We start from the raw sequence: 22,501 nt of genomic DNA, 5'->3' as shown, positions 1-22,501 counted from the left end.
TGAGGAAAGGGAAAACGACGCTTTTCCCTTTCCGTTGAGCAAAAAGTCCCGGATTGGACTTTTTGCGACCCTGTCAAAGTTCGAAGCGCGAAGAAAGACCCTGCACTTGGCTCATCGCACTTTGTTCTTCCCTCATTGTCCGTTGTTCTTTCTACATATTTCGCTGTGCGAAGCGCAAGGTGCGCGGTGGAATCCGGGCTTTTGCGCTAAAAGGCCTGAGATTGCTTCGCCCGGCAGGTTCCTTTCACCCTTCCCTCAATCCCCTCTCCTTCGACAGGCTCATGACCCCGAGTCCCGCTGTTGGCGGGATCGAGGGGCCCTCAAGGGAGTGGAAGATTGTCGAAGATGACTTATTTGAACTCCCAATGACAAGCTTATTTCTCTGTGTTCTCCGTGACTTCCGCCTCCACTTTCAGCTACGGCGTGACAAGCTGTGTGAGACAGATTCCCTTGCTTTTACCCGCGCCGCCTGATCGCCCTTCAGGATGCCGGAAAGGGTGTCGGGATCGAACGGGGGCGGGTCATCCATGACCGCCCGGACCACCCCGGGAATATCGGCAAAGGGCAGGTCCCCGTTCAGAAAGGCCTCCACGGCGATCTCGTTGGCCGCGTTCATCACGGCGGGAGCCCCGTTTTCTCTTCCGAGGGCCTCGTAGGCAAGGCCGAGGCACGGGAACATCTCCGGATCCGGCGTGTGAAACTCGAGGGACCTGATCTTCGCCAGGTCCAGAGGCTCGAGTCCCAGATCGAGGCGCCGGGGGTAGCTCAGGGCGAAGGCAATGGGGATCCTCATGTCGGTTACACCCATCTGGGCCAGCATGGAACCATCCCGGTACTCCACGATGCTGTGTACGACACTCTGGGGATGGATGAGAACCTCGATGCGGTCGGCGGGGATATCAAAGATCCACCTCGCTTCGATGACTTCGAGGCCCTTGTTCATCATGGTGGCGGAATCGATGGTCACCTTGGGGCCCATCTTCCATCTCGGGTGATCGAGGGCCATTTCAGGCGTGACCCGGGCGAGGAACCCGGGGCTCTTCCCGAAAAAGGGGCCTCCCGATGCGGTGAGCAGCACCCTTCTCACAGAACTTCGCTCCTGTCCCATGAGGGCCTGGAACACGGCGGAGTGCTCACTGTCCACCGGTATGATCGTTGAACCTGCGCGCTCGGCCTCGGCCATGATCACCCGCCCGGCGGCCACCAGGGCCTCCTTGTTGGCCAGGGCTACCACCTTCCCCGCCTGCACGGCTGCGAAGGTGGGCATGATCCCGGCTGCTCCCACGATGGCCGACACGACGATGTCAGCCTTTTCTGAGGCCGCTGCCTCCAGGACGCCGTCGATCCCCGAAAGGACCGCGATCCCGCGGGGCCGGAGAGCCTCCCGCGCCTTGTCGGCAGCCCCTTCATCGAAAAGCGCCACGAAAGAGGGATCGAACCGCAGGGCCTGCTCGACGATCCCCTTCCAGTCGAACCGGGACGCCAGGGCGGTCACCGGGAAGGTGTCCCGGTGACGGGAAACGATGTCGAGGGTGTTGCGGCCTATCGATCCCGTACTGCCAAGGATGCTGATCCTCCGAGTCCCGCTCATCCCCCGCCCCCAAGACCTCTCAACAGGAGAAGGGCGTAATAGAAGACCGGAACCGTGAAAAGGAGGGCGTCGACGCGGTCGAGAACCCCACCGTGACCAGGGATCAGGTTCCCGGAATCCTTGACACCTGCATCCCTCTTGATCATGGATTCAGCAAGGTCGCCCAGTTGGGCAAGGACGGCGATCACGGCACCGGCGAAAAGAACAAAGGCTACAGGCCATGTCACCAGGGATACGGCCCTCATCAGCAGGGCGGCCGCCACGGAACCCAGAACGCCTGCAACCGATCCCTCGACGGTCTTGTTGGGGCTGATACCGGGTGCCAGCTTGTGTTTCCCCATGGTGGATCCGACATAGAAAGCCGCCGAATCACATACCCAGACGCAAAGTAGCAGGAAGAGGAGGCTCCGGCGTGTGGTCTCACTTTCCAGGTAGAGGATCAGGTGAGCCAGGGACCAGACGGGCAGCAGGATCAGGAGAAACCCTCCCGACACCCTGGTCACCGACCCCTTGCTTGTCCCTGTGAGTACCTCAGAGGCGAAGATGATCCCGAGACCGACGGCAAGTCCAGCCGACATGCCTGCAACTCCGGCCGCCCAGGCGCCGGCAAGAACAAGGCTGCCGGCAGCGACGGCAGGAACCCGGGGAAGGCTCGCCCCCGCCCTTTCCAGGAGGGCGGCCATCTCGTGGGCCGCGATGAGAACAGCCACTGCCACGCCTGCGGCGCCAGGGGCCCTCGGGGCAGCCAGCAACAGGGCGACAAAGGCTCCCCCCAGGATCACGGCTGATACAACCCTTTTCATCGGCTCTCCGGTCCGACCTGGTCGGATGTCATCCCGAACCGGCGTTCACGCCTTTTGTACTCATCCAGGGCTTCGTGCAGATCTTCGTCACCGAAATCCGGCCAGAGCTTTTGGGTCACGTAAAATTCCGTGTAGGCGATCTCCCACAGGAGAAAGTTGCTGATGCGCATCTCACCACTGGTACGGATAAGCAGGTCGGGGTCGGGCATATCGTGAGTATCGAGGCGGGAGGAAAACCCGTCGTGATCGATGGCCCCCGGATCCAGGGTGCCGTCGCTGACATCCATGGCGATCCGGCGCACGGCCTGGACGATATCGTCCCTGCCGCTGTAACTCAAGGCCAGGGTAAGGGTCAGGCCGGTGTTGGCGGAGGATCTCGCGGTCACGTCCTCGAGGGTCCGCCGCACGTTCTCCGGAAGGTCGTTCAGGCGGCCGATGGTGTTGAGCCGCACGTTGTTCTTCATGAGATTAGCAAGTTCCCTCTTGAGGTACTGCTCGAGAAGGACCATGAGAGCGCCCACCTCTTCTTCCGGGCGCCGCCAGTTCTCCGTGGAAAAGGCGAACAGGGTCAGGTAGGGGATCCGCAGCCGGGCGCACTCCTCCACCACGCGGCGTACGGTGCTGACGCCCGCCCGGTGGCCCGCTATACGGGGAAGACCGCGCTGGGCAGCCCACCTCCCGTTGCCGTCCATGATAATGGCAATGTGGCGAGGATGATCCTGGTTCACTGAAACCGCCCTGGTCTGTGGGCAGGTGGGGCACGAACTCAGACCTCGAGAACCTCTTTCTCTTTCTTCTCGATGAGTTCGTCCACCTTCTCGATAAATCGGTCGGTGATGGACTGGATCTCTTCCTGGGCCCGGTGAAGGTCGTCCTCGGAGATGGCCTTCTCCTTCTCGAAATCCTTGGCGTCGGAGATGGAGTCCCGCCGGCAGTTGCGGATGGCGATCTTGGCGTCCTCACCGTTCCTCTTGACGACCTTGACCAGCTGGATCCGCCTCTCCTCCGTGAGTTGAGGGATGGGGAGCCTTATGACCTTTCCGTCGTTGTTGGGCGTCAGGCCCAGATCCGAACGCATGATGGCCTTCTCGATATCCTTGATGACCGAGGGATCCCAGGGCTGTATGACGATGAGCCGGCTCTCGGGGATCGAAAGTGTGGCGACCTGGTTGAGGGGGGACTGGGAACCGTAGTACTCCACCGTGATCCCCTCGAAGATCGAAAGGGACGCCCGTCCCGTGCGGATGGTGCCCAGCTCCCTTCCCAGGGATTCGATGGTCTTTGCCATCTTTTTTTCGGTTTCCTGGTAGAGTTCCGACAGCATTTCCACTACACCTCCCCGGTTACGACCGTCCCCACCTTTTCCCCCATGACGGCCCTCACCATGTTACCCCGGTTGTTGAGGTTGAATACCATGATGGACATATTATTGTCCATGCACAGGGCGATCGCCGTAGCGTCCATCACCTTCAGCCCCCGATCCATGACCTCCCGGTAGGTCAGCTCATCGAACTTCTCCGCTTTCGGGTTGGTCTCGGGGTCGTCGGTATAAACACCGTCCACCCGGGTGGCCTTCATGAGGACGTCGGCGCCGATCTCCATGGCCCTCAAGGCCGCGGCCGTATCGGTAGTGAAAAAGGGGTTGCCCGTACCCGCCGCGAAGATGACGATCCGGCCCTTTTCGAGGTGCCTGATCGCCTTTCTGCGAATGTACGGTTCGGCCACCTGGCTCATGGAAATAGCTGACTGGACCCGGGTCGGCATGCCCGATTTTTCGAGAGTGCTCTGGACGGCCAGGGCGTTGATCACGGTGGCAAGCATGCCCATGTAATCACCGGTGGCCCTCTCGATGGCAGTGCCGCTGTTGCGCGCGCCCCGGAAGATGTTCCCTCCCCCGATGACGACCGCGACTTCGACACCCAGCGCATGGATCTCGGCGACCTCCGAGGCGATAACGTTGACCGTCTCCATGTCAAGACCGAAGGGCTCGGTCCCTAACAGGGCCTCGCCGCTGATCTTGAGGAGGATACGTTTGTACCTGGGTGATTTACCCATGAAACCCCCGGAGGTTAGAACCAGGTACCGGCAACTATGAATGAAAAGGAGAACCTGGCTCTTATCTCTTAGCGCTATGCTCAGCGTTAGCAGGCAGGAGCTTTCTCCTGCCCCTCACCCACCTCGAACCGGGCAAAACGGTTGATCCGGACGTTCTCACCCAGCTTTCCGGCCACCGATTTGACGTGATCCAGGATCCTGGTGCCTTTCTCCCGGATAAACTCCTGTTCCTCAAGGCAGATCTCCTGGAAGTACTTCTCCACCTTGCCCTCAACGATCTTGTCCACAACTTTTTCGGGCTTGCCCGATTCGAGAGCCTGGGCCTTGTAGATCTCCCTCTCCTTCTCGAGATGAACGGCAGTCACTTCGTCGCGGCGCACATAAAGGGGGCGCGCAGCGGCAACCTGCATGGCGATATCGGCCACCAGCTCCTGGAAATCGTCCGTCCGGGCCACAAAATCAGTCTCGCAGTTCACCTCGACGATGACACCGATCTTGCCGCCCATGTGGATATAGGAACCGACGACCCCTTCGCTGGCGGCGCGACCGGCTCTCTTCGAGGCTGCTGAGAGGCCTTTCTTGCGCAGGTAATCCACCGCCTTATCCGAATCGCCGTCACACTCCTTCAGGGCTTCCTTGCAATCCATGAAACCGGCACCGGTCTTCTCCCTCAACTCCTTGACCAAAGATGCGCTGATGCTCATGCCTTCTCCTCCTCATTTTCCTTTACCTCAGCCTCATCCCGAACTGGTTCCTCAGTCACTTTCCGGGCGGGAGCCGTCTCCACGGGTACGGCCTGGTCTACAACAGCCTCCTCGGGGGCCGGAGCTTCAACAGCCGTTTCAGGCGCTACGGGAGCGGGTTGCTCCTCACCTGCGGGAGCCTCGACCATTCCCACTTCACCCGCACCCACCAGCTGCTGGCCCTCGATCACGGCATCAGCGACCTTGGAGGCAAACAGGCGGATGGCCCGGATAGCGTCGTCGTTACCCGGGATAACGTGGTCGACCATGTCAGGATCACAGTTGGTGTCCACTACGGCGATGACAGGGATGCCGAGCTTGCGGGCCTCCTTGACGGCGATCTCCTCACGCTTGGGATCGATCACGAACATCGCCTCGGGGAGCTTGCCCATGTCTTTTATCCCCTCGAGGAACATGGAGAGCTTTTCCTTTTCCTTGGTCAGGTTCAGGATCTCCTTCTTGGTGAGCCCGCCCCAGTTCTGTTCCACTTCCATTGTCTCGTATTTCTTGAGCCGGCCGACGCTTTTCTTGATGGTGGCGAAGTTGGTCATCATGCCGCCGAGCCACCTGTGGTTCACGTAGGGCATGCCGCACCGCTGGGCCTCCTCGAAGATGGCTTCCTGTGCCTGTTTCTTGGTACCTACAAACATGATCTTGCCCCCGCCGGCCGACAGCTCCCGGATGAACCTGTAGGACTCCTTGAACTGCCTCAGGGTCTTCTGCAGATCGATGATGTAGATGCCGTTCCGGGCACCGAAGATGTACTTTTTCATCTTCGGGTTCCAGCGGCGGGTCTGGTGGCCGAAATGGACGCCGGCCTCCAGCAGCTGTTTCATGGTGATCACTGCCATTTCCTCTTCCTCCTTGAACGGTTTTTTTCCTCCGCCCCTTCGATTCCCGGGGATACCCGCCGCAGCCTCATGCGATGGCAGGCACCCCCCCCGGGACCCGGGGCGTGCGTAATGGTCAAACAGTTTTAGGTAACAGAAAAAGCCGGAGAGAGCAAGCAATGCTTAGACTTTGTTAAAGGCTTCCTGTGTTAAGGGCTTCCCGTTTTTCTGTTAACCGGATCACGTTCGCATCACGTCCTGTATTCACAGTTGATGCGAACGTATTCCTCCGTAAGATCACACGTCTTGATCGTCGCCGTCCCCGGGCCGTCACCGATGGTGATCCCGATCCCGTACCGGTCCCGTTTCATCACCTTGACGGCTTCCGACTCATCGTATCCGCCAAGGATCTCTCCATCCTCCAGGACCGTCACGTCTCCGATGGAAAGGGCGATCCGGCCGGGGTTGATCACGGCGCCTGAATAACCGGCCGCGGCGGCGATCCGGCCCCAGTTGGGGTCGGCGGCGGCAAGGGCCGTTTTGACCAGCAGCGACTCGGCGATGGACCGGGCCGCCCGCCGCGCGTCATCATCATGCACGGCGCCGGAGACCCTGACTGTCACTACTTTCGTCGCGCCCTCGCCGTCGGCCACGATCATGTCGGCCAGTTCCTCGCAAACCTGGCTCACTGCTTCGGCAAAAAGCTTCAGGTCGGAAGCCTCTCTGACTTCAGGGCCCTTTCCGGAAGCCATGAGGATCACCGTGTCGTTGGTACTCATGTCCCCGTCGATGGTGATGGCGTTGAAACTCCTGTCCACCGCCGGGACGAGGATATCCCTCAGGTTGCCGGGATCGACGGCCCCGTCGGTTAGGATGTAGCACAGCATCGTAGCCATGTCGGGGGCGATCATGCCGGCGCCCTTGGCGACCCCGACGACCCGGACCGTCCCGCCGTCCAGGGAGATCTCCCGGGACGATCTCTTGGGTCCGGTGTCGGTGGTGAGGATGGCCATGGAAAAGGACCCGATTCCGTCCGGGGAGAGACCGTCCACCAGCGGTTCGAGCGCATCGATCATCCTGCCGACCGGCAGCCTCTGGCCGATAACCCCGGTGGAACAGGGCAGGACATCGTCCTCGGAAACACCCAGCAGCCCGGCGATACGGCCTGACAGCTTCAGCGCGTCCTCCCTCCCCTGAGACAGGGTCATGCAGTTCGCGTTCCCGCTGTTGACCAGGATAGCCCGTGCCGTCCCGTCTGCCACCCTTTCACGGCAGATGGCCACGGGAGGGGCCGCGACCGCGTTGGTGGTGAAAACAGCTGCGACCGAAGCGCCGTCCCCGGCGAACACGAGGCCGAGATCCAGACGCCCGTCGCCCTTGCCCCGTATGTCGGCCGCAACGGCCGCTGCCTTAAAACCAGGGACTTCAAGCTTCATCGTCCGGTCCTTTCTATATAGGGTCGCGGAAAGTCCAATCCGGGACTTTCCGCTCAACGGAAGGCGAAAAGCGTGGTTTTCGCCTTCCTCACGGAGATTACTGGAATATCGCAAAAGTCCCACACGGACTTTTGCGACCCTATCAGTCGATGACTTATTACGAGGTCATCTTCCTTACGCCCGCGAAGAGGAAGTGAAGCCTCGTTCCCCCTTCCGGGGCCAGATCGGCCCAGAGGGATCCATAGTGCCTTTCCATGATCGCCCGGGCGATGGAAAGCCCCAGGCCGATCCCCTCCGGCTTTTCGGTCATGATATCCCCCAGCTGTTTGAACTTCTCGAAAATGAGGGGGATGTCCTTTTCTCTCATACCTTTGCCGTGATCACGCACCGTGAGCTGGACCCACCCTGCCATGCCTGTCGGAACCTTCAGGGGATCATTCCCCAATGCATACCGCGGGACCTCCGGACATACCTCATGCCACCGGCCCCCGATCTCAATGGAAGTCTCTGTCCCGGAGAACTTCACCGCGTTCTCCAGGACCAGTTCCATGGCCCTGGTGAACAGCCTGCTGTCGCGAAGGAACAGCACATCCTCCAGACCGCTCATGTCCATGACCGTCCTGCGGCCGCCAAGCATACTGGTGAGTTTCTGCAGGGCGGCGCCGACACCGGGCGCCACAGCGGATGCCTCCAGCTGTGTCGGCACCCTGCCCGCCTCCAGCCTGAAAAGCTCCAGGATCCTTTCCACGAGGTAGTTCAGATGGGAAGCGGAATTTTCCAGGAACCCCAGGAACTGCATGAGGCTTTCCGTTTCCCCGGTCAGTTCCAGGGTCGGTATCAGGCTGGCGAAACCGATGATGGAGGTGAGGGGGGTCTTGAGCTCATGGGAAATATTGAGGATCAGTTCGGTCTTGTCCTTGTCGAGGCGTACGAGTTCCTCGTGAGCCCGTTCCAATGCCTCGGCCTTTTCCTCGAGCCCCGCGAAGAGCCGTGCGTTGTCTATGGACATGGCCACCTGGGACGCCATGGTCACCAGCAGGTCCCTGTCCGACCCGGTGAACGCCTCTCCGCTGATCTTGTTGTTGGCGTTGAGGACCCCGAGAACACGCTCCCCCCTCGAAAGGGGCACACAAAGGGCCGACTGGGTCGAGTACTGGGCCTTGAACTTCGACGGCCTGAACTTCTCGTGCTTGTTGATGTCGTTGATGAGAAGCGGTTTCCCAGTCTCGGCCACGTACCCCGATATCCCTTTGCCGAGGGGAACGGTGGCCTTTCCGATGACCTCCTCGGGAAGGCCCAGGGCCTCCACCAGCCGGAGGTGATCTCCTTCCATGAGCATAAGGGAGGCTGTCTCCACCTGGAGCGTGTCTGACACCGCCTCTATGGTGCGTTTGAACAGGGACTGGAGCATCTCCTTGCTGGATGCCTCTCCCAGCTGCCGGAGTGTCAGGAGTTCCCTGCTCCACTTGTCGGAACGTGCGACGATCTGTTCCTTTTCGAGGGCGACCTCGTAGTCGGCGAAGGCACTCTTCACGGTGGAAACGAGCTGACCTGGATCGAAGGGCTTGGAAAGGAAATCGGATGCCCCGTTGCGGATCATATCCACAACGTTGTCGAATGAACGCACACTGCTGACACAGATCACAGGGGTGAGGTGGTCTTCCCTGCGCACCTCGCGGAGCAGGTCGATCCCGGACATGTCCTTCATCACGATGTCGGTAACGAGGACATCGAACTGCCCATCCCGGAGGCTTTCGAGGGCCTCCACACCGCCGGTGACCCCCTCGACATCGAACCCGCCCCCTGTGAGGATGTCCACCATCTGGCGCAGGAAGAACCTGTCGTCGTCCACGACCAGGACCTTCGGGACATGTCCTTTCGCTAAACTCTTTGTCATGCTCGCTCGCTTCGCTTCGCTCAGGTTCCAGGTTCCAGGTTCAAGGTCAATGAACGTGTGTGCGTATGTGCGTAAGGCGTTATCGCGCTAGATCTTTCGCGTTCACGCACGCACGCTCCACGTATTCACAATCCCTTACCCTGCTCCGCAGCACTTCTTGTACTTCCTGCCCGACCCGCACGGGCACGGTTCGTTGCGCCCGACCTTGGGGGACTCCCTCTTCACGGTCCGGCGTACCGGCTGTGGCCCCTCGGCCTGACCGCCGGCCATGGGACCGCGACCCATGGAGAAACGCTGCGGCCTCCTCTCGGGAAGGGGCTCGTTATGGGCTATCTGAACCAGGGCGAGGGTCCTTAAGGTATCCTCGCTGACCCTGTTCATCATGTCCTCGAACATGCTGAACCCTTCGATCTTGTACTCCGAAAGGGGGTCCCTCTGTCCGTACCCCCTCAGGCCGATCCCCTCCCGCAGCTGATCCATCCCGTAAAGGTGGTCTTTCCACTGGCTGTCGAGGATCTGGAGGAAGATGATCTTTTCAAGTTTTCGGAACGTTTCAGCACCAAATTCCTCCACCTTCCGCCTGAAGATGGCCCGGACTTCCTCGAGGATGGAAGACTCGGCTTCCTCCACATTACCGAAACCCTCCGTTGAAACCTTTACGCCGAACAGGGTAAAAAACCGTTCCTTCAGGCCGTCGAGATCCCACTCCTCATGGTGCGCACCCGAATCGAGATGGGTCGTCACGATCTCCGCGACTGTCTCCGCTGCCATCCCGTCGATCCAGTCAGAGATATCCTCGGCGCCCAGGATCTCCCGGCGCTGCTCGTAGACCGACTTGCGCTGCATGTTCATGACGTCGTCGTACTCGAGAAGGTGCTTCCGGATATCGAAGTTGTGTCCCTCCACCCGCTTCTGGGCATTCTCGATGGCCTTGGTCACCATCCTGTTCTCGATCTCCTGCCCCTCGGTCATGCCGAGCTTCTCCATGAGACCGGAGATACGCTCGGATCCGAAGATCCGCATGAGGTCGTCCTCGAGGCTGAGGTAGAACCTCGAACTTCCAGGATCGCCCTGACGACCGGACCGTCCCCGGAGCTGGTTGTCGATACGGCGGCTCTCGTGCCTCTCTGTGGCCAGGATGTGCAGCCCCCCCGCCTCGAGAACCCCCGCCCTTTCATCGGCACAAAGCTTCTGCATCTCCCCCAGCACCGCCTGGTACTCGGGTGATCCATCGTCCTTGACCCGGCTCCTCGCCAGGAAGGCCGGGTTGCCGCCCAGCACGATGTCGGTACCCCTGCCGGCCATGTTGGTGGCGATGGTGACCGCTCCGAACCTGCCCGCCTGGGCCACGATCTCGGCTTCCCTCTCGTGGTGTTTGGCATTGAGGACGTGATGGGGGATCCCTTCCCGCTTGAGCATCCGGGACAGCAGCTCCGAGCTTTCGATGGAGGTCGTACCCACCAGTACCGGCTGACCCCGGTGGTGGCAATCAGCGATCTCCTCTACCACCGCGTTGACCTTTTCCCTGGCCGTCCGATAGATGAGGTCGGGGTGATCATGGCGGATCATGGGCATGTTGGTGGGGATCACCAACACATCGAGGTTGTAGGTCTTCTTGAACTCGGCGGCTTCCGTATCGGCGGTGCCGGTCATCCCCGCCAGCTTTTCGTACATCCGGAAGTAGTTCTGGAAGGTGATGGAGGCCAGGGTCTGGTTCTCACTCTCGATGCGGACCCCTTCCTTGGCCTCCAGGGCCTGGTGGAGCCCATCCGAGTAGCGGCGGCCGGGCATGAGGCGGCCGGTGAACTCGTCCACGATGATGACCTGATTGTCCTTGACCACGTAGTCGACGTCCCTTTTGAAAAGGCCATGGGCCTTCAACCCCTGCTGGACGTGATGGTTGATCTCGATATTGCCCGGATCGTAAAGGTTTTCAACACCCAGGAGCTTTTCGACCCGTTCGACACCCTCTTCCGTGAGCATGACGCTTCGTGCCTTTTCGTCCTTCGTATAGTGAAGCTCCGCCTTGAGCCGGGGGATGATGGCGTCGATGGTGTAGTACTTGTCGGTGGAATCCTCTGCCTGCCCCGAGATGATGAGGGGGGTTCGCGCCTCGTCGATGAGAATGCTGTCCACCTCGTCGACGATGGCATAGTGCAGCTCCCTCTGGACATAATCCTCCAGGGAAAACTTCATGTTGTCTCTCAGGTAATCGAAACCGAACTCGTTGTTGGTGCCGTAGGTGACATGACAGCCGTAGGCGTGCTGCCTTTCCAGGTCTCCCATGGCGTTCTGTATGACCCCCACATCAAGCCCGAGGGACCGGTAGATGGTCCCCATCCACTCGGCGTCCCGGCCGGCAAGGTAATCGTTGACCGTCACCACGTGCACGCCCCTTCCCGTAAGGGCGTTGAGGTAAACGGGCAGGGTCGCGACAAGGGTCTTGCCCTCACCCGTCTTCATCTCGGCGATGGTTCCCTCGTGGAGGAAGACCCCACCGACGATCTGGGCGTCGAAGTGCCTCATTTTCAGCAGTCTTCGCGACGTTTCCCTTACCACCGCGAACGCCTCGGGCAGGAGGTCATCCAGCGGCTCTCCCTTGTCGAGCCGCTCCCTGAAACGGCCTGTGGCAGATTTCAGGGCCGTGTCGTCAAGGGCCAGGACGCCTGCTTCCAGCTCGTTGACCCTTGCCACGACGGGCTGGATCCTCTTGAGTTCCCTGTCGTTCCTGGTGCCGAAGAGTTTTTTGGCTACAAGGCTGATCATAATGAGAGTTCCAATTTCAAATTCCCCCTCGACAAGCTCGGGGCCATGAGTCCCGCCCTGGCGGGATCGAATGCCAGATTCCAAATTCCAGATGGTATGTCATTGTATTTCCTTCTGTGATCTGTGTTCCCTGTCCGCCGAAGATTCTGACATGGGAAGCTTCAACGAAGGTGATTTATGAGAGGTGCGAAGGCTAATCTGTTCTGTGTTCTAATCGAATAGAATAGCACCGGTGCCGCCGGTTGAAAACCTGTGAACTTCAACAGATAGGGTCGCAAAAAGTCCAATCCGGGACTTTTCGCTCCACGGAAAGGGAAAAGCTTTGCGAGTCCATCAATATTACAAATAAAAATCGGCCCCGGTTTTAACCTCCGGGGCCGATGTGGATTTCCAGTTAACCGGATTCAACTCAGTTGAGGATGTACCTGTTGGGGTTGATCGCGACCCCGTTGACGGCGACCTCGTAATGCAGGTGCGGGCCGGTGCTGCGTCCGGTGCTCCCGACCCGGGCGACGACATCTCCCCTCTTGACCTTGTCACCCAACTTGGCTTCCAGGCTCGAACAGTGCCCGTACCGCGTCATGATCCCGTAACCGTGGTCGACGATGATCATGTTGCCGAAACCGCCCTCGCGGCCGGCAAAGACCACGAGTCCGTCAGCCGGGGATATGATGGGGGTATTGCTCCGTGTGGCGATGTCGAGCCCCTTGTGCAGTTCCCTGCGGCCTGTGAAAGGAGATGTGCGGTAACCGAAGGTCGAGGTCAGCCACCCCTTGACAGGCCAGATGGACGGCGTGGAGGAGAGAAGGGATTTCTGGTCTTCGAGGTATTCGACCAGTTCCTGGAAACTTCGTTCCTGGATGCTCACCTCGGTCTGGAGCTTGTCGAGTCCCTTGCTCATGCTGTTGATCATGGTCTGGTCCTGGAAGGAGAGCTCCGCTTCCAGGGGGTTGAACGGATCCGGGTTTTCCCCACCGATACCCATGATCTGCTCCGGATATACAACGCCGTCCAGATCGGCCATGACCCTCAGCTTCATGTCGAACTGCCGCAGCCTGCCCATCTCGACCTGGAAGTCGTCGATGGACTTGGCGAAGGTGACAAGCTGCTGGCGCTGCTGGCGAGCTTCCATTCGCAGCCTTTCCAGTTCCGTCACCATCTTTTTGACGCCGATGTAATCGGTGACCAGGTACCCGAGTCCGACTACGAGCAGCGCAAGGACGGCCAGCCCCCCACGGACAACCATCTTGGGAAGCCTGTATTTCCGGACCCGCGTGGTCTCATCGGGCAGGATCATGATGGTAAATTTTTTAGTTGTCACTTCACAAACTCTCCCCCTGGAAGCAGGTTCGCCACCATTATTATCAATAAAATCCCGAAAAAACTAACATAATCGACGACCAAATGCAAGATGCCACCCGAAATCCGCGATGGGTAAAATTCGGTCCCCATCGGTGGATTTCGGGTAAAGCTCCCCTTCCGGACCTCGTTCCCCGTCCGCGACCGCACCTTCCGACAACCCCCGTGGTCACGGCGGCAGTCAGTTTCCCGTGACAATGACCGACTCGAAAAGAAGTGAAGGTGACCCCATGGAGCCGTAGAACTTCAGGTCGTCACCCACAGCCGCCAGCGAGAGCATCAGGTCGAACAGGTTGCCGCTCACGGTGCCGTTCCTGAACGGCTTGACCGGCTGGCCGTCCTGCAGGATGAACCCTGCCGCACCCAGGGAGAAATCCCCGGACACCCGGTCCACGGTGTGGGAGCCCAAAAGAGAGCTGAATCGGACGGACGGCCCGGACGGAAGGAGACCGGTGACGGGAACCGGTCCAGGCTGGATGAACAGGTTGGAAGACCCGGGGGCCGGAGCGCTGGACATGGAAGCCCTGAAGGCGTTTCCGGTGGGTTTTTCCGACCATTTCGCCGCGGTCTTCAGGGTATGGAGGCAACCGGTCATGACTCCCTGGTCCACCAGTTTGCGCGGCGTCACCGGGACCCGCTCATCATCGAAGGGGACGGAACCGGTCATGAACGGCATCGTCCCGTCGTCCATGATGGTCAGTTCCCTGGAAAAAACGATATCGCCCCGACGGTCCGCGAGACGGGAGCGCCCCTTTTGCATCTCCTCCGCCGAAAAGGAGGAGATAAGGGCACCCAGAAGATCCAGGGCCACCCTTGGGGGGAAAACGGCCGGATAGGTCCCCGTTCGGGGTGGGGTTCCGCCCAGGAGCCCGACGGCCTCCATGCCGGCCTCTTTCCCCACCTTGACCGGATCGAGGTCGCCGGACCTCCTGGAAGCCATGAAATCGTATCCGGACTGGGACTCCTCTGAATCCCGGGCCACGGATTGGACAGAGATGGCGTAAACCGAATCCTCGTAGGACCAGACGCGGGCCCCGGAGGCGATGGCCGTCTGACGCATGGCCTCCTGGTAGGAAGGCTTATGGGCCTGCCGGATCCTTGGATCAGCCCGCAGTACGGCATCCTCGATAACGGCCGCTATCTCCACCTTCTCCCGGAAGGTTGCAGCGGCTCCTTTTGCGTCCATGAGCCCCGTGACCGGCCCGGGGTGAGTGTCGACCGTGGAGAAACGGTTCTCCACGGCGGGCTCCAGGAGTTTCGCGCCGTCCAGGGCATCCCTGGCCAGCATCCCGATGACGTCATCCCCGGGCGCCGTGGTGCAGGCGAACCCTTCCTTCCCTTCGACGATGACCCTGAGGGCGGCCGACGTCTCGTCCACTCGTCTGACTCCTTCCGGCTCGCCGTTTTTCACCTCCACCCTGAGAGACCTCACACGGCGCACGAGGCATTCAGCGTCGTCGGCGCCCGCCTTGCGGGCCGTTTCCTCGATCTGTCGGGCCAGTTCTTCCAGCTCAGGCACAGCCAATCAGATCACCTCCATAAGGACAGCATCCTCGTCGCAGTTGGGGAACTGGGGGCACTTCAGGCAATCTCCCCAGACCTTGTGGGGCAGTGAATCCTTGTCAACCCTCTTGAACCCGAGTTTTTCGAAAAACTCCGGCCGGTAGGTCAGGGCGTAGACCCGGGCGACACCCAGATCACGGGCCTCGTCCACGCACGCCTTGACCAGCACCTTGCCCAAGCCCTTGCCCTGAAGCTCAGGGACCACTGCCAGGGACCTGACCTCGGCAAGGTCCTCCCAGTTGATGTGAAGGGCCGAACAGCCGAGCACGATCCCGTCCTCCTCCACCACGAAGAAATCCCTCAATCCCTCGTAAAGCTCACTGCGGGAACGCCCCAGCATCTCCCCCTGGGAAGCGAATTCGTTCACCAGGCTGTGGATCCGGGGGATGTCGTCCATCCGGGCTTTTCGCAACGTCCAATCTGCCTTATCCACGGGCTTCCTCCAGCAGTTCCCTCGCTGATCTTTCGATCCCCGAAGTCACCTCTATCCCCCCCATCATCCGGGCCAGTTCAGCCACACGTTCCTCTTCGCCGAGGTACCTGGCCCTGACCACTGTCCTCCCCTGATCCTGGATCTTCTCCACCTTGATGTGCTGATCGGCGCAGGCGGCCACAGGCGCCAGATGCGTGATACAAAGAACCTGGTGGTGAGCGGAGATCTCTCTCAACTTGCGGCCAAGGATGGCGGCCACCTTCCCGCCGATCCCCGCGTCCACTTCATCGAACACGAGGGTTGGAACAGCTCCTGCCCCGGCCAGGATCCTCTTGAGAGCCAGCATGATCCTGGAAAGCTCTCCACCGGAGGCGATCTTCCTCAAGGGCATGAGCGGCTCACCGGGGTTGGAGGAAATGAGAAACTCGACATCGTCGATACCGGTCTGACCCATCTCGATCTCGTCGAAAACCACCGAAAAGCGCACCTTCTCCATGGCCAGGTCGGCCAGTTCCGTCTCGACCCGCTTTTCCAGGTCCCCGGCGGCGCCAACTCTCTTTACGCTGAGCTTCCCGGCCTGGTCGCTCGCCTGTTCCTCCAGACTCTTTTCCCTTTCCTGGAGCTCTTCCATATTGAACTGACCCTCTTCCATCTGGTCCAGCTCCCGTCGGGACTCGGCCAGGGTTTCCATGACCTTTTCCAGGGTCGGTCCGTATTTTTTCTTCAGGTTCTGCAGTAGCGCCAGACGATCACCGATCTCCTCGAGACGGTGAGGGTCGGTCTGGACCCTCGACGTGTAATCCCTGAGCAGGTAGGCCGCTTCCTCGATCTGGGTGCCGGCAGCCTCGACGAGTTCCACGATCTCCCTCAGGCGGGCGTCCGTGGCCACCAGGGCTCCCAGGGAACCGGCAGCGGTCCGTGTCCGGTCAGCCGCGGAACCTTCGCCCTGGTAAAGGCTTTCCAGGGCATCGGAAGCGTTGTGAAGGAGCTTTTCCGCCGAACCCAGGATGCGTTCCTCCTCCATCAATGTTATTTCCTCGCCGGAGGAAAGGTCTGCGCCTGTGAGTTCTGCCACCACAAAACGCAGGTAGTCCTTCCTCGCGTGCCGTTCCCGGCTCCCCTTCTCCAGGTTCTGGATCTGCCTTCGGATCCCGGAAAGTTCATCGAAGACGTCGGCAACCTCGTGCCTTTGGGGCCATGAACCGGCGAAGGCATCGAGGGCATCGAGGTGATGGGCGGTTTTGAGCAGTGACTGGTGCTCGTGCTGACCGTGCAGGTCCACCATACCGTCGCCCAGTTCACGCAGGATGGGAATGGTGACCATTGAGCCGTTGACGGTGGCCCGGCCCCGCCCTTCACGGCGGACCTCCCTGGTCATGATGACCTGCTCCTCCAGGATGTCCAACCCCTCGGGCAGCCGGCAGTTTCCGGCACTGAAAGCCGCTTCAACCCTGGCCGAGGTCGCACCGGTCCTGACAACGGAGGTGTCCACTTTCTCTCCGAGGACGACCTGCAGGGCGTCGACGATGATCGACTTCCCCGCGCCCGTCTCCCCCGTCAGCACCGTGAGTCCCGGCTCGAAAGGGAGATCCACTTCGTCGATGATGGCAAAGTCGCGGATGGACAGGAATTCCAGCATAGCGGCAGTTTACGGTTTACAGTTTACGGTTTACAGAAAAAAGATCGTCATCATCGCTGATTCGGTTCAAAACAAAGCTCCCTTCAGTCCTGACTGTGAACTGTAAACTGTTCACAGTTAACTCACAGGTAATTGAGCTCCGCAGAGCTCAATTACCTGTGACCCCAGTGCAGCTTCGTGCTGAGCACCTGGTAAAAGTTCTTGGTGCCGGTCCTGACCAGGTTGACCTTCTGGTCCGATGCCTTGATGAAGACCCTGTCTCCCTGCATGAGGTTGACCCCTTCCTGGCCGTCCAGCGTAATGTAGACCTTCCCCGAGTCGCTCAGGAGGTGGAGTTCCACTTCAGACCCGCCAGGCACGACAAGGGGCCGGTTGGTCAGGGTGTGCGGACAGATGGGAGTCACCACGATGACATCGAGGGTGGGTTCGATGATCGGCCCCCCGGCCGCCAGGGAGTATGCCGTTGAACCTGTCGGTGTGGAGACGATGAGCCCGTCGGCCTTGTAGATCGTCACTTCACGGCCATCGACGAACGTCTCCAGATCGATGATCCTGGCGAGGGCCCCCTTGTTGATCACGACGTCGTTAAGGACCCGGTACTTTTCTATGATCTGACCGCCACGGTTAAGCCGGGCTTCGAGGCGCACCCGCTTTTCGATCTCGTACTGTCCCATCAGGACTTTTTCAAGGGAGGGGTACAGGTCATCCAGGCCCAGTTCGGTGAGGAACCCCAGTGAACCCAGGTTGATCCCCAGGATGGGCTTGTTGCTCTTTTCCAGGAGCCTGGCCACCGAGAGCAGGGTCCCGTCGCCGCCCAGGACCAGGACCATGTCCACTCCATCCGGGATGTGATCCCTGTCGACGGCGGTCACCGCGGGCCCCGCCAGTTCCCGGTAGTCTCCCTGGACGCGGACCGAGACCCCCCTTTCCACGAGCCAGGGGACCAGCTGCCCCATGACCTGATCGGCATGGGGACTGGTCGTCTTGACCACGATCCCGATCTTCTTGATGTTGTTCATGGAGCACATCCTTTAAGGTGTACCGATCGTATCGGTGTATCGGCGTATCGATGTATCGGAGAGATCAAAATGAACATGTGATTTTCACAGTCACCCCCATACCCCCATACTCCCATACTCCCATACTTCCATACTAGCATTACGCCTCTTCCCCGCTCCACTTCAGATGCACCAGGTATTCCACGTTGCCGCCGGCGCCGCGGACAGGCGACTCCATGCGGCCGGCCACGACGAACCGTTGGGCGACGGCCGCCTCGAGCACCCCTTCCAACGCCTCCTCCCGGACATCGCCATCCCTCACGATACCCCCCTTGCCAACCTTTCCCCTGCCAACTTCGAACTGGGGTTTGACCAGCAGAACCGCCTCGGCTCCCTTTCCCAGAAAGTCGCGGAGCCGCGGCAGGATGAGCCTGAGGGAGATGAACGAAACATCCACGACAGCGAGGTCCAGGTCGTGGGGCAGGGCGTCTTTGTCGACATTCCGGAAGTTGGTCCTCTCCATCACGGTGACACGCTGGTCGTTCCTCAGGTTCCAGTCAAGCTGACCGTAACCCACATCCACGGCGTAGACCCTCCTGGCGCCGCGTTGCAGAAGACAGTCTGTGAACCCTCCCGTGGAAGCCCCCACGTCAAGGCATACCTTATCCAGCGGATCGACCCCGAAACGGTCCAGTGCGGCTGCCAGCTTCAACCCTCCCCTGCCGACGTAAGGCAGGGATTCGGTAACGGTGAGGGTCGTCCCGGGGGCCAGACGTGTTCCCGCCTTCTCGATCCTGACCTGGTCCGAGTAAACCCTTCCCGCCAGGATGAGGGCCTGGGCCCTGGTCCTGGATTCAGCCAGTCCGAGTTCCACCAGCAGGAGGTCCGCCCGTTTACTCTCCGACACGGGACAGCACTCCCTTCAGAGCACTGCGGATACCCTCGGCATCGATACCGAGCCCGGATCGAAGCTCCTCAAGGGTGGCATGTTCCACGAAGGCATCCGGCAGCCCCACTCGATGGACAGGGAACTTTTCACCGGCATCGGCAGCCGCTTCCAGAAGAGCGGAACCGAAACCGCCCATGAGCACGTTCTCCTCCACGGTGAGGGTCACCCGGCACTTCCTTCCCCACTGGAAGATCAGATCGGTGTCGAGGGGCTTGACGAAACGGGCGTCTATGACCGCAGTGTCGATCCCTTCGCGAGCCAGGGTTTCGGCTGCCGCCAGGCACGGGTGAACGGTGGAGCCGATGCCTACGAGGAGGGCATCGCTCCCCTCACGGAGCAGTTCTCCCTTACCGATATCCCACACCACCGGTTCGGTGATAAGCACCCCTTCCCCTGCCCCCCTCGGATACCGGAAAGCGCACGGAACGTCCAGGGACAGGGCCGTCTGGAGGGCGTCGGTAAGGGCGTTCTCATCCCTTGGCGCCATGACGACCATGTTGGGGATGTGCCTCAGGTAAGACAGGTCGTAAGTCCCGTGATGGGTCGGACCGTCCTCCCCCACCAGGCCGCCGCGGTCCATGGCGAAGATGACCGGCAGCCCCTGGAGGCAGACGTCGTGGACGATCTGGTCATAGGCCCGCTGGAGAAAAGTGCTGTAGATGGCCACAACCGGCCTGTAGCCCCGGGTGGCCAGGCCGGCCGCGAAGGTCACCCCGTGCTGCTCGGCGATACCGACATCGTAGAAACGGTCCGGGAACCGCCTGGCGAACTCGTCCAGGCCGGTTCCCTCCGGCATGGCGGCGGTAATGGCGATGATCTTCCCGTCCTTTTCCGCCGCCTCCACAATGGCGCCGGAAAAGACACTCGTGTAGGAGGGCGGCCCACCTTTTCCGCAGGGCTGTCCCGTCTCCAGGTCAAAGGGCCCTACCCCGTGGAATGAGGTAGGGTTGGTCTCCGAGAGAGCGTACCCTTTCCCTTTTTCGGTCCCCACGTGGACCAGCACAGGGCCGTCGATACGCCGGGCGTTGGTGAAAGCTTCGATGAGACGGTCCAGCCGGTGCCCCTTGATGGGACCGATATACTCATACCCCAGTTCCTCGAACAGCATACCGGGGTAGATGAGCTGCTTGAACGACTCTTCCGCCCTCCGGGCCACCTGGAGAAAAGGTTCCCCCAGTTTCGGGATCTTGTTGAGAAAACTTTCGGTCTCCCTCTTGACCCGGTTCACGAAATGTCCGGTGAGGGTCCTGGACAGGTAGGAGGACATGGCGCCCACGTTGGGAGCGATGGACATCTCGTTGTCGTTGAGAACGACCACAAGGTTCTTTCCTATCTCTCCGCCCTGGTTGAGCCCTTCCAGCGCCATACCGGCTGTCATACTGCCGTCCCCGATGACGGCGACGACCTTCCCGGCCTCTCCCTGATGACGCATCCCTTCCGAGATCCCCAGAGCCGCCGAGATGGATGTGCCGCTGTGACCGGCATCGAACACATCGTAGGGGCTTTCCACTCTCTTGGGGAACCCGCTCACCCCGCCCCTCTTGCGTAATGTATCAAAGCTGTCGCGTCGGCCGGTGACCAGCTTGTGGGTGTAGGCCTGGTGCCCGACGTCCCAGATGATCTTGTCGAGGGGCATCCTGAACACCTTGTGCAGCGCCAGGGTGAGTTCCACGACACCCAGGTTGGACGCCAGGTGACCGCCGTTTCTGGAAACCACCCCGAGGATCACTGTCCGGATCTCTCCGGCAAGCGCTTCCAGGTCGACGACAGGCAGGTCCCACAGGTCCGCTGGAGAATCTATGGTCGGAAGGATCGAATCCCTCTTGATAACGTCACCCAAATCTAAAGCCTCCTGAGGAGCACAAAATCCGCGATCCCGGAGAGGTGCCCGGTGGGATCGACATCGGCAACGGCCGCCTTCGCGTCCTCGATGAGTTGGAATGCCCTTTCTCTGGCCCCTTCGAGACCATAGATCGCCGGATAGGTGATCTTTCCCCGGGCCGCGTCGCTGCCCTGGTCCTTGCCCATCTCCTCGGTGGACGCGATCACGTCCAGGATATCGTCCACGACCTGGAAGGCCAGGCCTACCTTTTCACCATAGGTATTGAAAGCCCGCAGAACCTCTTCCCCCGCGCCGGCCGCGAGTGCGCCCAGGATGACCGAACAGCGGACCAAGGCCCCCGTCTTGTGGGTGTGGATATACTCCAGCACTGGGAGTTCCGGCACCGTTCCCTGATAACCTCGCAAAAAGTCTCTTCGAGCCATTTCGCGATCACGCCACCGGCGTGACTCCCCCTCCAGGCGGAGTGAATCCGCCTGGTTCCACCCCCACCCCAGCTCCCGCCTCACGGCGTGATCTGCTTGATGGACGTTTTGCGAGTCCATCATTCCCTCGCTGTCCATGTCCACCTGCTGGCCGCCGACCATGCCCCGCCATCCGGCTGCCCGGGACAGTTCCTGGACCATCCGGAGCCTGACGTGCTCGGACACGTTCATTTCTCCTGTGGACAGCAGATCGAAAGCCATGGTGAGAAGCGCGTCCCCCGCAAGGATCGCGGTACTCTCGTCGAACGCCTTGTGGCAGGTGGCGCTTCCCCGCCTGAAATCATCGTTGTCCATTGCCGGCAGATCATCGTGGATGAGGGAATAGGTGTGCACCAGCTCCACGGCACAGCCCGGCACAAGGCCGTCCTCCATCCTGCCGCCTGCCGCCTCGGAAGCCGTCAAAGTCAAAATGGGCCTTATCCTCTTGCCCCCGGCGAACAGGCTGTAACGCATGGCCGCCACCAGTCGGGCGGGATGAGTGCCCTCAGGCGGCATGAAAAATTCCAGTGCCCCGTCGACAGCCTGTTTCCTTTTGTCCATGAAAGTCTCGTCGATCACTCCTCCGGCTCCCCTTCGTCTTCACCGGCAAAGTGTTGTATATCCAGGTTCCCGGAAGCGTCCTTTGTGAGGATCTGAACCTTTCGCTCGGCCTCCTCGAGGATCCCTGTGAGATCCTTGAGGAGCTTCGTCCCCTTTTCAAAAAGGGACAGGGAATCTTCCAGGGTCGTGTCGCCTGATTCGAGCCGGGCCACGATCTCCTCGAGATCGCTGAGCTTTTTCTCGAACCGCTTCCCATCCTTGCTGCCTGCAGTCAATGGTCACCTCTGCGGAGAGATTTAATTGAGAATTGAGAATTGAGGATGAAAGGTTGCCATTTTCACGCTTCCGCCTTCAACCCTGAAGTGTTAAGCAGTAACGATACCATGAAAAACATCCAACGCAAACGTCCCAAAATCGCTGTTGCCGGTCTTTGGGAGATTTTGGGGATCTCTTGACAGATGAACTTCTTCAGAATACTCTTCTCCTTCATAATTATTGTTGATGGACTCGCAAAAAGTCCATCAACGCGCCCCGCGCGGGGCGCCCAAATCAATGACTCACTCCGTAAGTCATT

Annotated in this window: 20 protein-coding genes; all 20 read right to left on the bottom strand. The window is 60.2% G+C overall.

The window, feature by feature from the left end:
- Positions 1 to 412 precede the first annotated feature (412 nt).
- Positions 413 to 1,591 (bottom strand): 1-deoxy-D-xylulose-5-phosphate reductoisomerase, encoded by a 1,179-nt coding sequence (locus P1S46_05490; GenBank protein MDF1535942.1) that lies wholly within the window; start codon positions 1,589 to 1,591, stop codon positions 413 to 415.
- Entirely contained in the window at positions 1,588 to 2,394 is an 807-nt protein-coding gene (locus P1S46_05485) for a phosphatidate cytidylyltransferase (GenBank protein MDF1535941.1), read from the bottom strand. Before P1S46_05485 ends, P1S46_05490 begins: the two co-directional genes overlap by 4 nt.
- Complete coding sequence (locus P1S46_05480; protein ID MDF1535940.1) at positions 2,391 to 3,122, bottom strand: isoprenyl transferase; 732 nt, start codon at positions 3,120 to 3,122, stop codon at positions 2,391 to 2,393. The genes P1S46_05485 and P1S46_05480 overlap by 4 nt, the downstream gene beginning before the upstream one ends.
- Before the next feature lie 38 nt (positions 3,123 to 3,160).
- On the bottom strand, positions 3,161 to 3,718 hold the full coding sequence (gene frr, locus P1S46_05475; GenBank protein ID MDF1535939.1) for a ribosome recycling factor: 558 nt from the start codon (positions 3,716 to 3,718) through the stop codon (positions 3,161 to 3,163).
- A gap of 5 nt (positions 3,719 to 3,723) precedes the next feature.
- Complete coding sequence (pyrH, locus tag P1S46_05470) at positions 3,724 to 4,449, bottom strand: UMP kinase (GenBank protein MDF1535938.1); 726 nt, start codon at positions 4,447 to 4,449, stop codon at positions 3,724 to 3,726.
- Positions 4,450 to 4,535: 86 nt separating this feature from the next.
- A complete protein-coding gene (gene tsf, locus P1S46_05465; GenBank protein ID MDF1535937.1) occupies positions 4,536 to 5,153 on the bottom strand; it encodes a translation elongation factor Ts in 618 nt (205 codons plus the stop codon).
- Positions 5,150 to 6,043: a 30S ribosomal protein S2 gene (gene rpsB, locus P1S46_05460; GenBank protein ID MDF1535936.1), complete on the bottom strand. Its 894-nt coding sequence runs from the start codon at positions 6,041 to 6,043 to the stop codon at positions 5,150 to 5,152. The genes tsf and rpsB overlap by 4 nt, the downstream gene beginning before the upstream one ends.
- A gap of 230 nt (positions 6,044 to 6,273) precedes the next feature.
- Entirely contained in the window at positions 6,274 to 7,458 is a 1,185-nt protein-coding gene (argJ, locus tag P1S46_05455) for a bifunctional glutamate N-acetyltransferase/amino-acid acetyltransferase ArgJ (protein ID MDF1535935.1), read from the bottom strand.
- 157 nt (positions 7,459 to 7,615) lie between these two features.
- Positions 7,616 to 9,355, bottom strand: coding sequence for a response regulator (locus tag P1S46_05450; protein ID MDF1535934.1), 1,740 nt, complete (start codon positions 9,353 to 9,355; stop codon positions 7,616 to 7,618).
- Between the two features lie 135 nt (positions 9,356 to 9,490).
- The gene (gene secA / locus P1S46_05445; GenBank protein MDF1535933.1) at positions 9,491 to 12,121 is read right to left on the bottom strand and encodes a preprotein translocase subunit SecA; all 2,631 of its coding nucleotides are present in this window, start codon (positions 12,119 to 12,121) and stop codon (positions 9,491 to 9,493) included.
- Between the two features lie 409 nt (positions 12,122 to 12,530).
- Positions 12,531 to 13,442: a M23 family metallopeptidase gene (locus P1S46_05440; GenBank protein ID MDF1535932.1), complete on the bottom strand. Its 912-nt coding sequence runs from the start codon at positions 13,440 to 13,442 to the stop codon at positions 12,531 to 12,533.
- A gap of 219 nt (positions 13,443 to 13,661) precedes the next feature.
- Positions 13,662 to 14,999, bottom strand: a complete 1,338-nt coding sequence (locus P1S46_05435; protein ID MDF1535931.1) for a TldD/PmbA family protein — start codon at positions 14,997 to 14,999, stop codon at positions 13,662 to 13,664.
- A 6-nt stretch (positions 15,000 to 15,005) separates the two neighbouring features.
- Positions 15,006 to 15,476: an N-acetyltransferase gene (locus P1S46_05430; GenBank protein ID MDF1535930.1), complete on the bottom strand. Its 471-nt coding sequence runs from the start codon at positions 15,474 to 15,476 to the stop codon at positions 15,006 to 15,008.
- Positions 15,469 to 17,115 carry a DNA repair protein RecN gene (gene recN, locus P1S46_05425; protein MDF1535929.1) on the bottom strand — a complete coding sequence of 549 codons (1,647 nt, stop codon included), beginning with the start codon at positions 17,113 to 17,115 and terminating at the stop codon, positions 15,469 to 15,471. Before recN ends, P1S46_05430 begins: the two co-directional genes overlap by 8 nt.
- A 152-nt stretch (positions 17,116 to 17,267) precedes the next feature.
- Positions 17,268 to 18,134 carry an NAD(+)/NADH kinase gene (locus P1S46_05420; protein MDF1535928.1) on the bottom strand — a complete coding sequence of 289 codons (867 nt, stop codon included), beginning with the start codon at positions 18,132 to 18,134 and terminating at the stop codon, positions 17,268 to 17,270.
- 139 nt (positions 18,135 to 18,273) lie between these two features.
- On the bottom strand, positions 18,274 to 19,020 hold the full coding sequence (locus P1S46_05415; protein ID MDF1535927.1) for a TlyA family RNA methyltransferase: 747 nt from the start codon (positions 19,018 to 19,020) through the stop codon (positions 18,274 to 18,276).
- Positions 19,007 to 20,902 (bottom strand): 1-deoxy-D-xylulose-5-phosphate synthase, encoded by a 1,896-nt coding sequence (gene dxs / locus P1S46_05410; protein MDF1535926.1) that lies wholly within the window; start codon positions 20,900 to 20,902, stop codon positions 19,007 to 19,009. Before dxs ends, P1S46_05415 begins: the two co-directional genes overlap by 14 nt.
- A 2-nt stretch (positions 20,903 to 20,904) precedes the next feature.
- Entirely contained in the window at positions 20,905 to 21,945 is a 1,041-nt protein-coding gene (locus P1S46_05405; protein ID MDF1535925.1) for a polyprenyl synthetase family protein, read from the bottom strand.
- Positions 21,942 to 22,202 carry an exodeoxyribonuclease VII small subunit gene (locus P1S46_05400; GenBank protein MDF1535924.1) on the bottom strand — a complete coding sequence of 87 codons (261 nt, stop codon included), beginning with the start codon at positions 22,200 to 22,202 and terminating at the stop codon, positions 21,942 to 21,944. Before P1S46_05400 ends, P1S46_05405 begins: the two co-directional genes overlap by 4 nt.
- A 62-nt stretch (positions 22,203 to 22,264) precedes the next feature.
- The coding region (locus P1S46_05395) for a hypothetical protein (GenBank protein MDF1535923.1) at positions 22,265 to 22,501 on the bottom strand (237 nt) is incomplete at its 5' end.

The sequence above is a fragment of the bacterium genome (genome assembly GCA_029210545.1).
GTDB lineage: Bacteria > BMS3Abin14 > BMS3Abin14 > BMS3Abin14 > BMS3Abin14 > JARGFV01.
The sequence above is the reverse complement of the archived record's forward strand: the minus strand, read 5'-3'. Positions and strand labels throughout refer to the sequence as shown.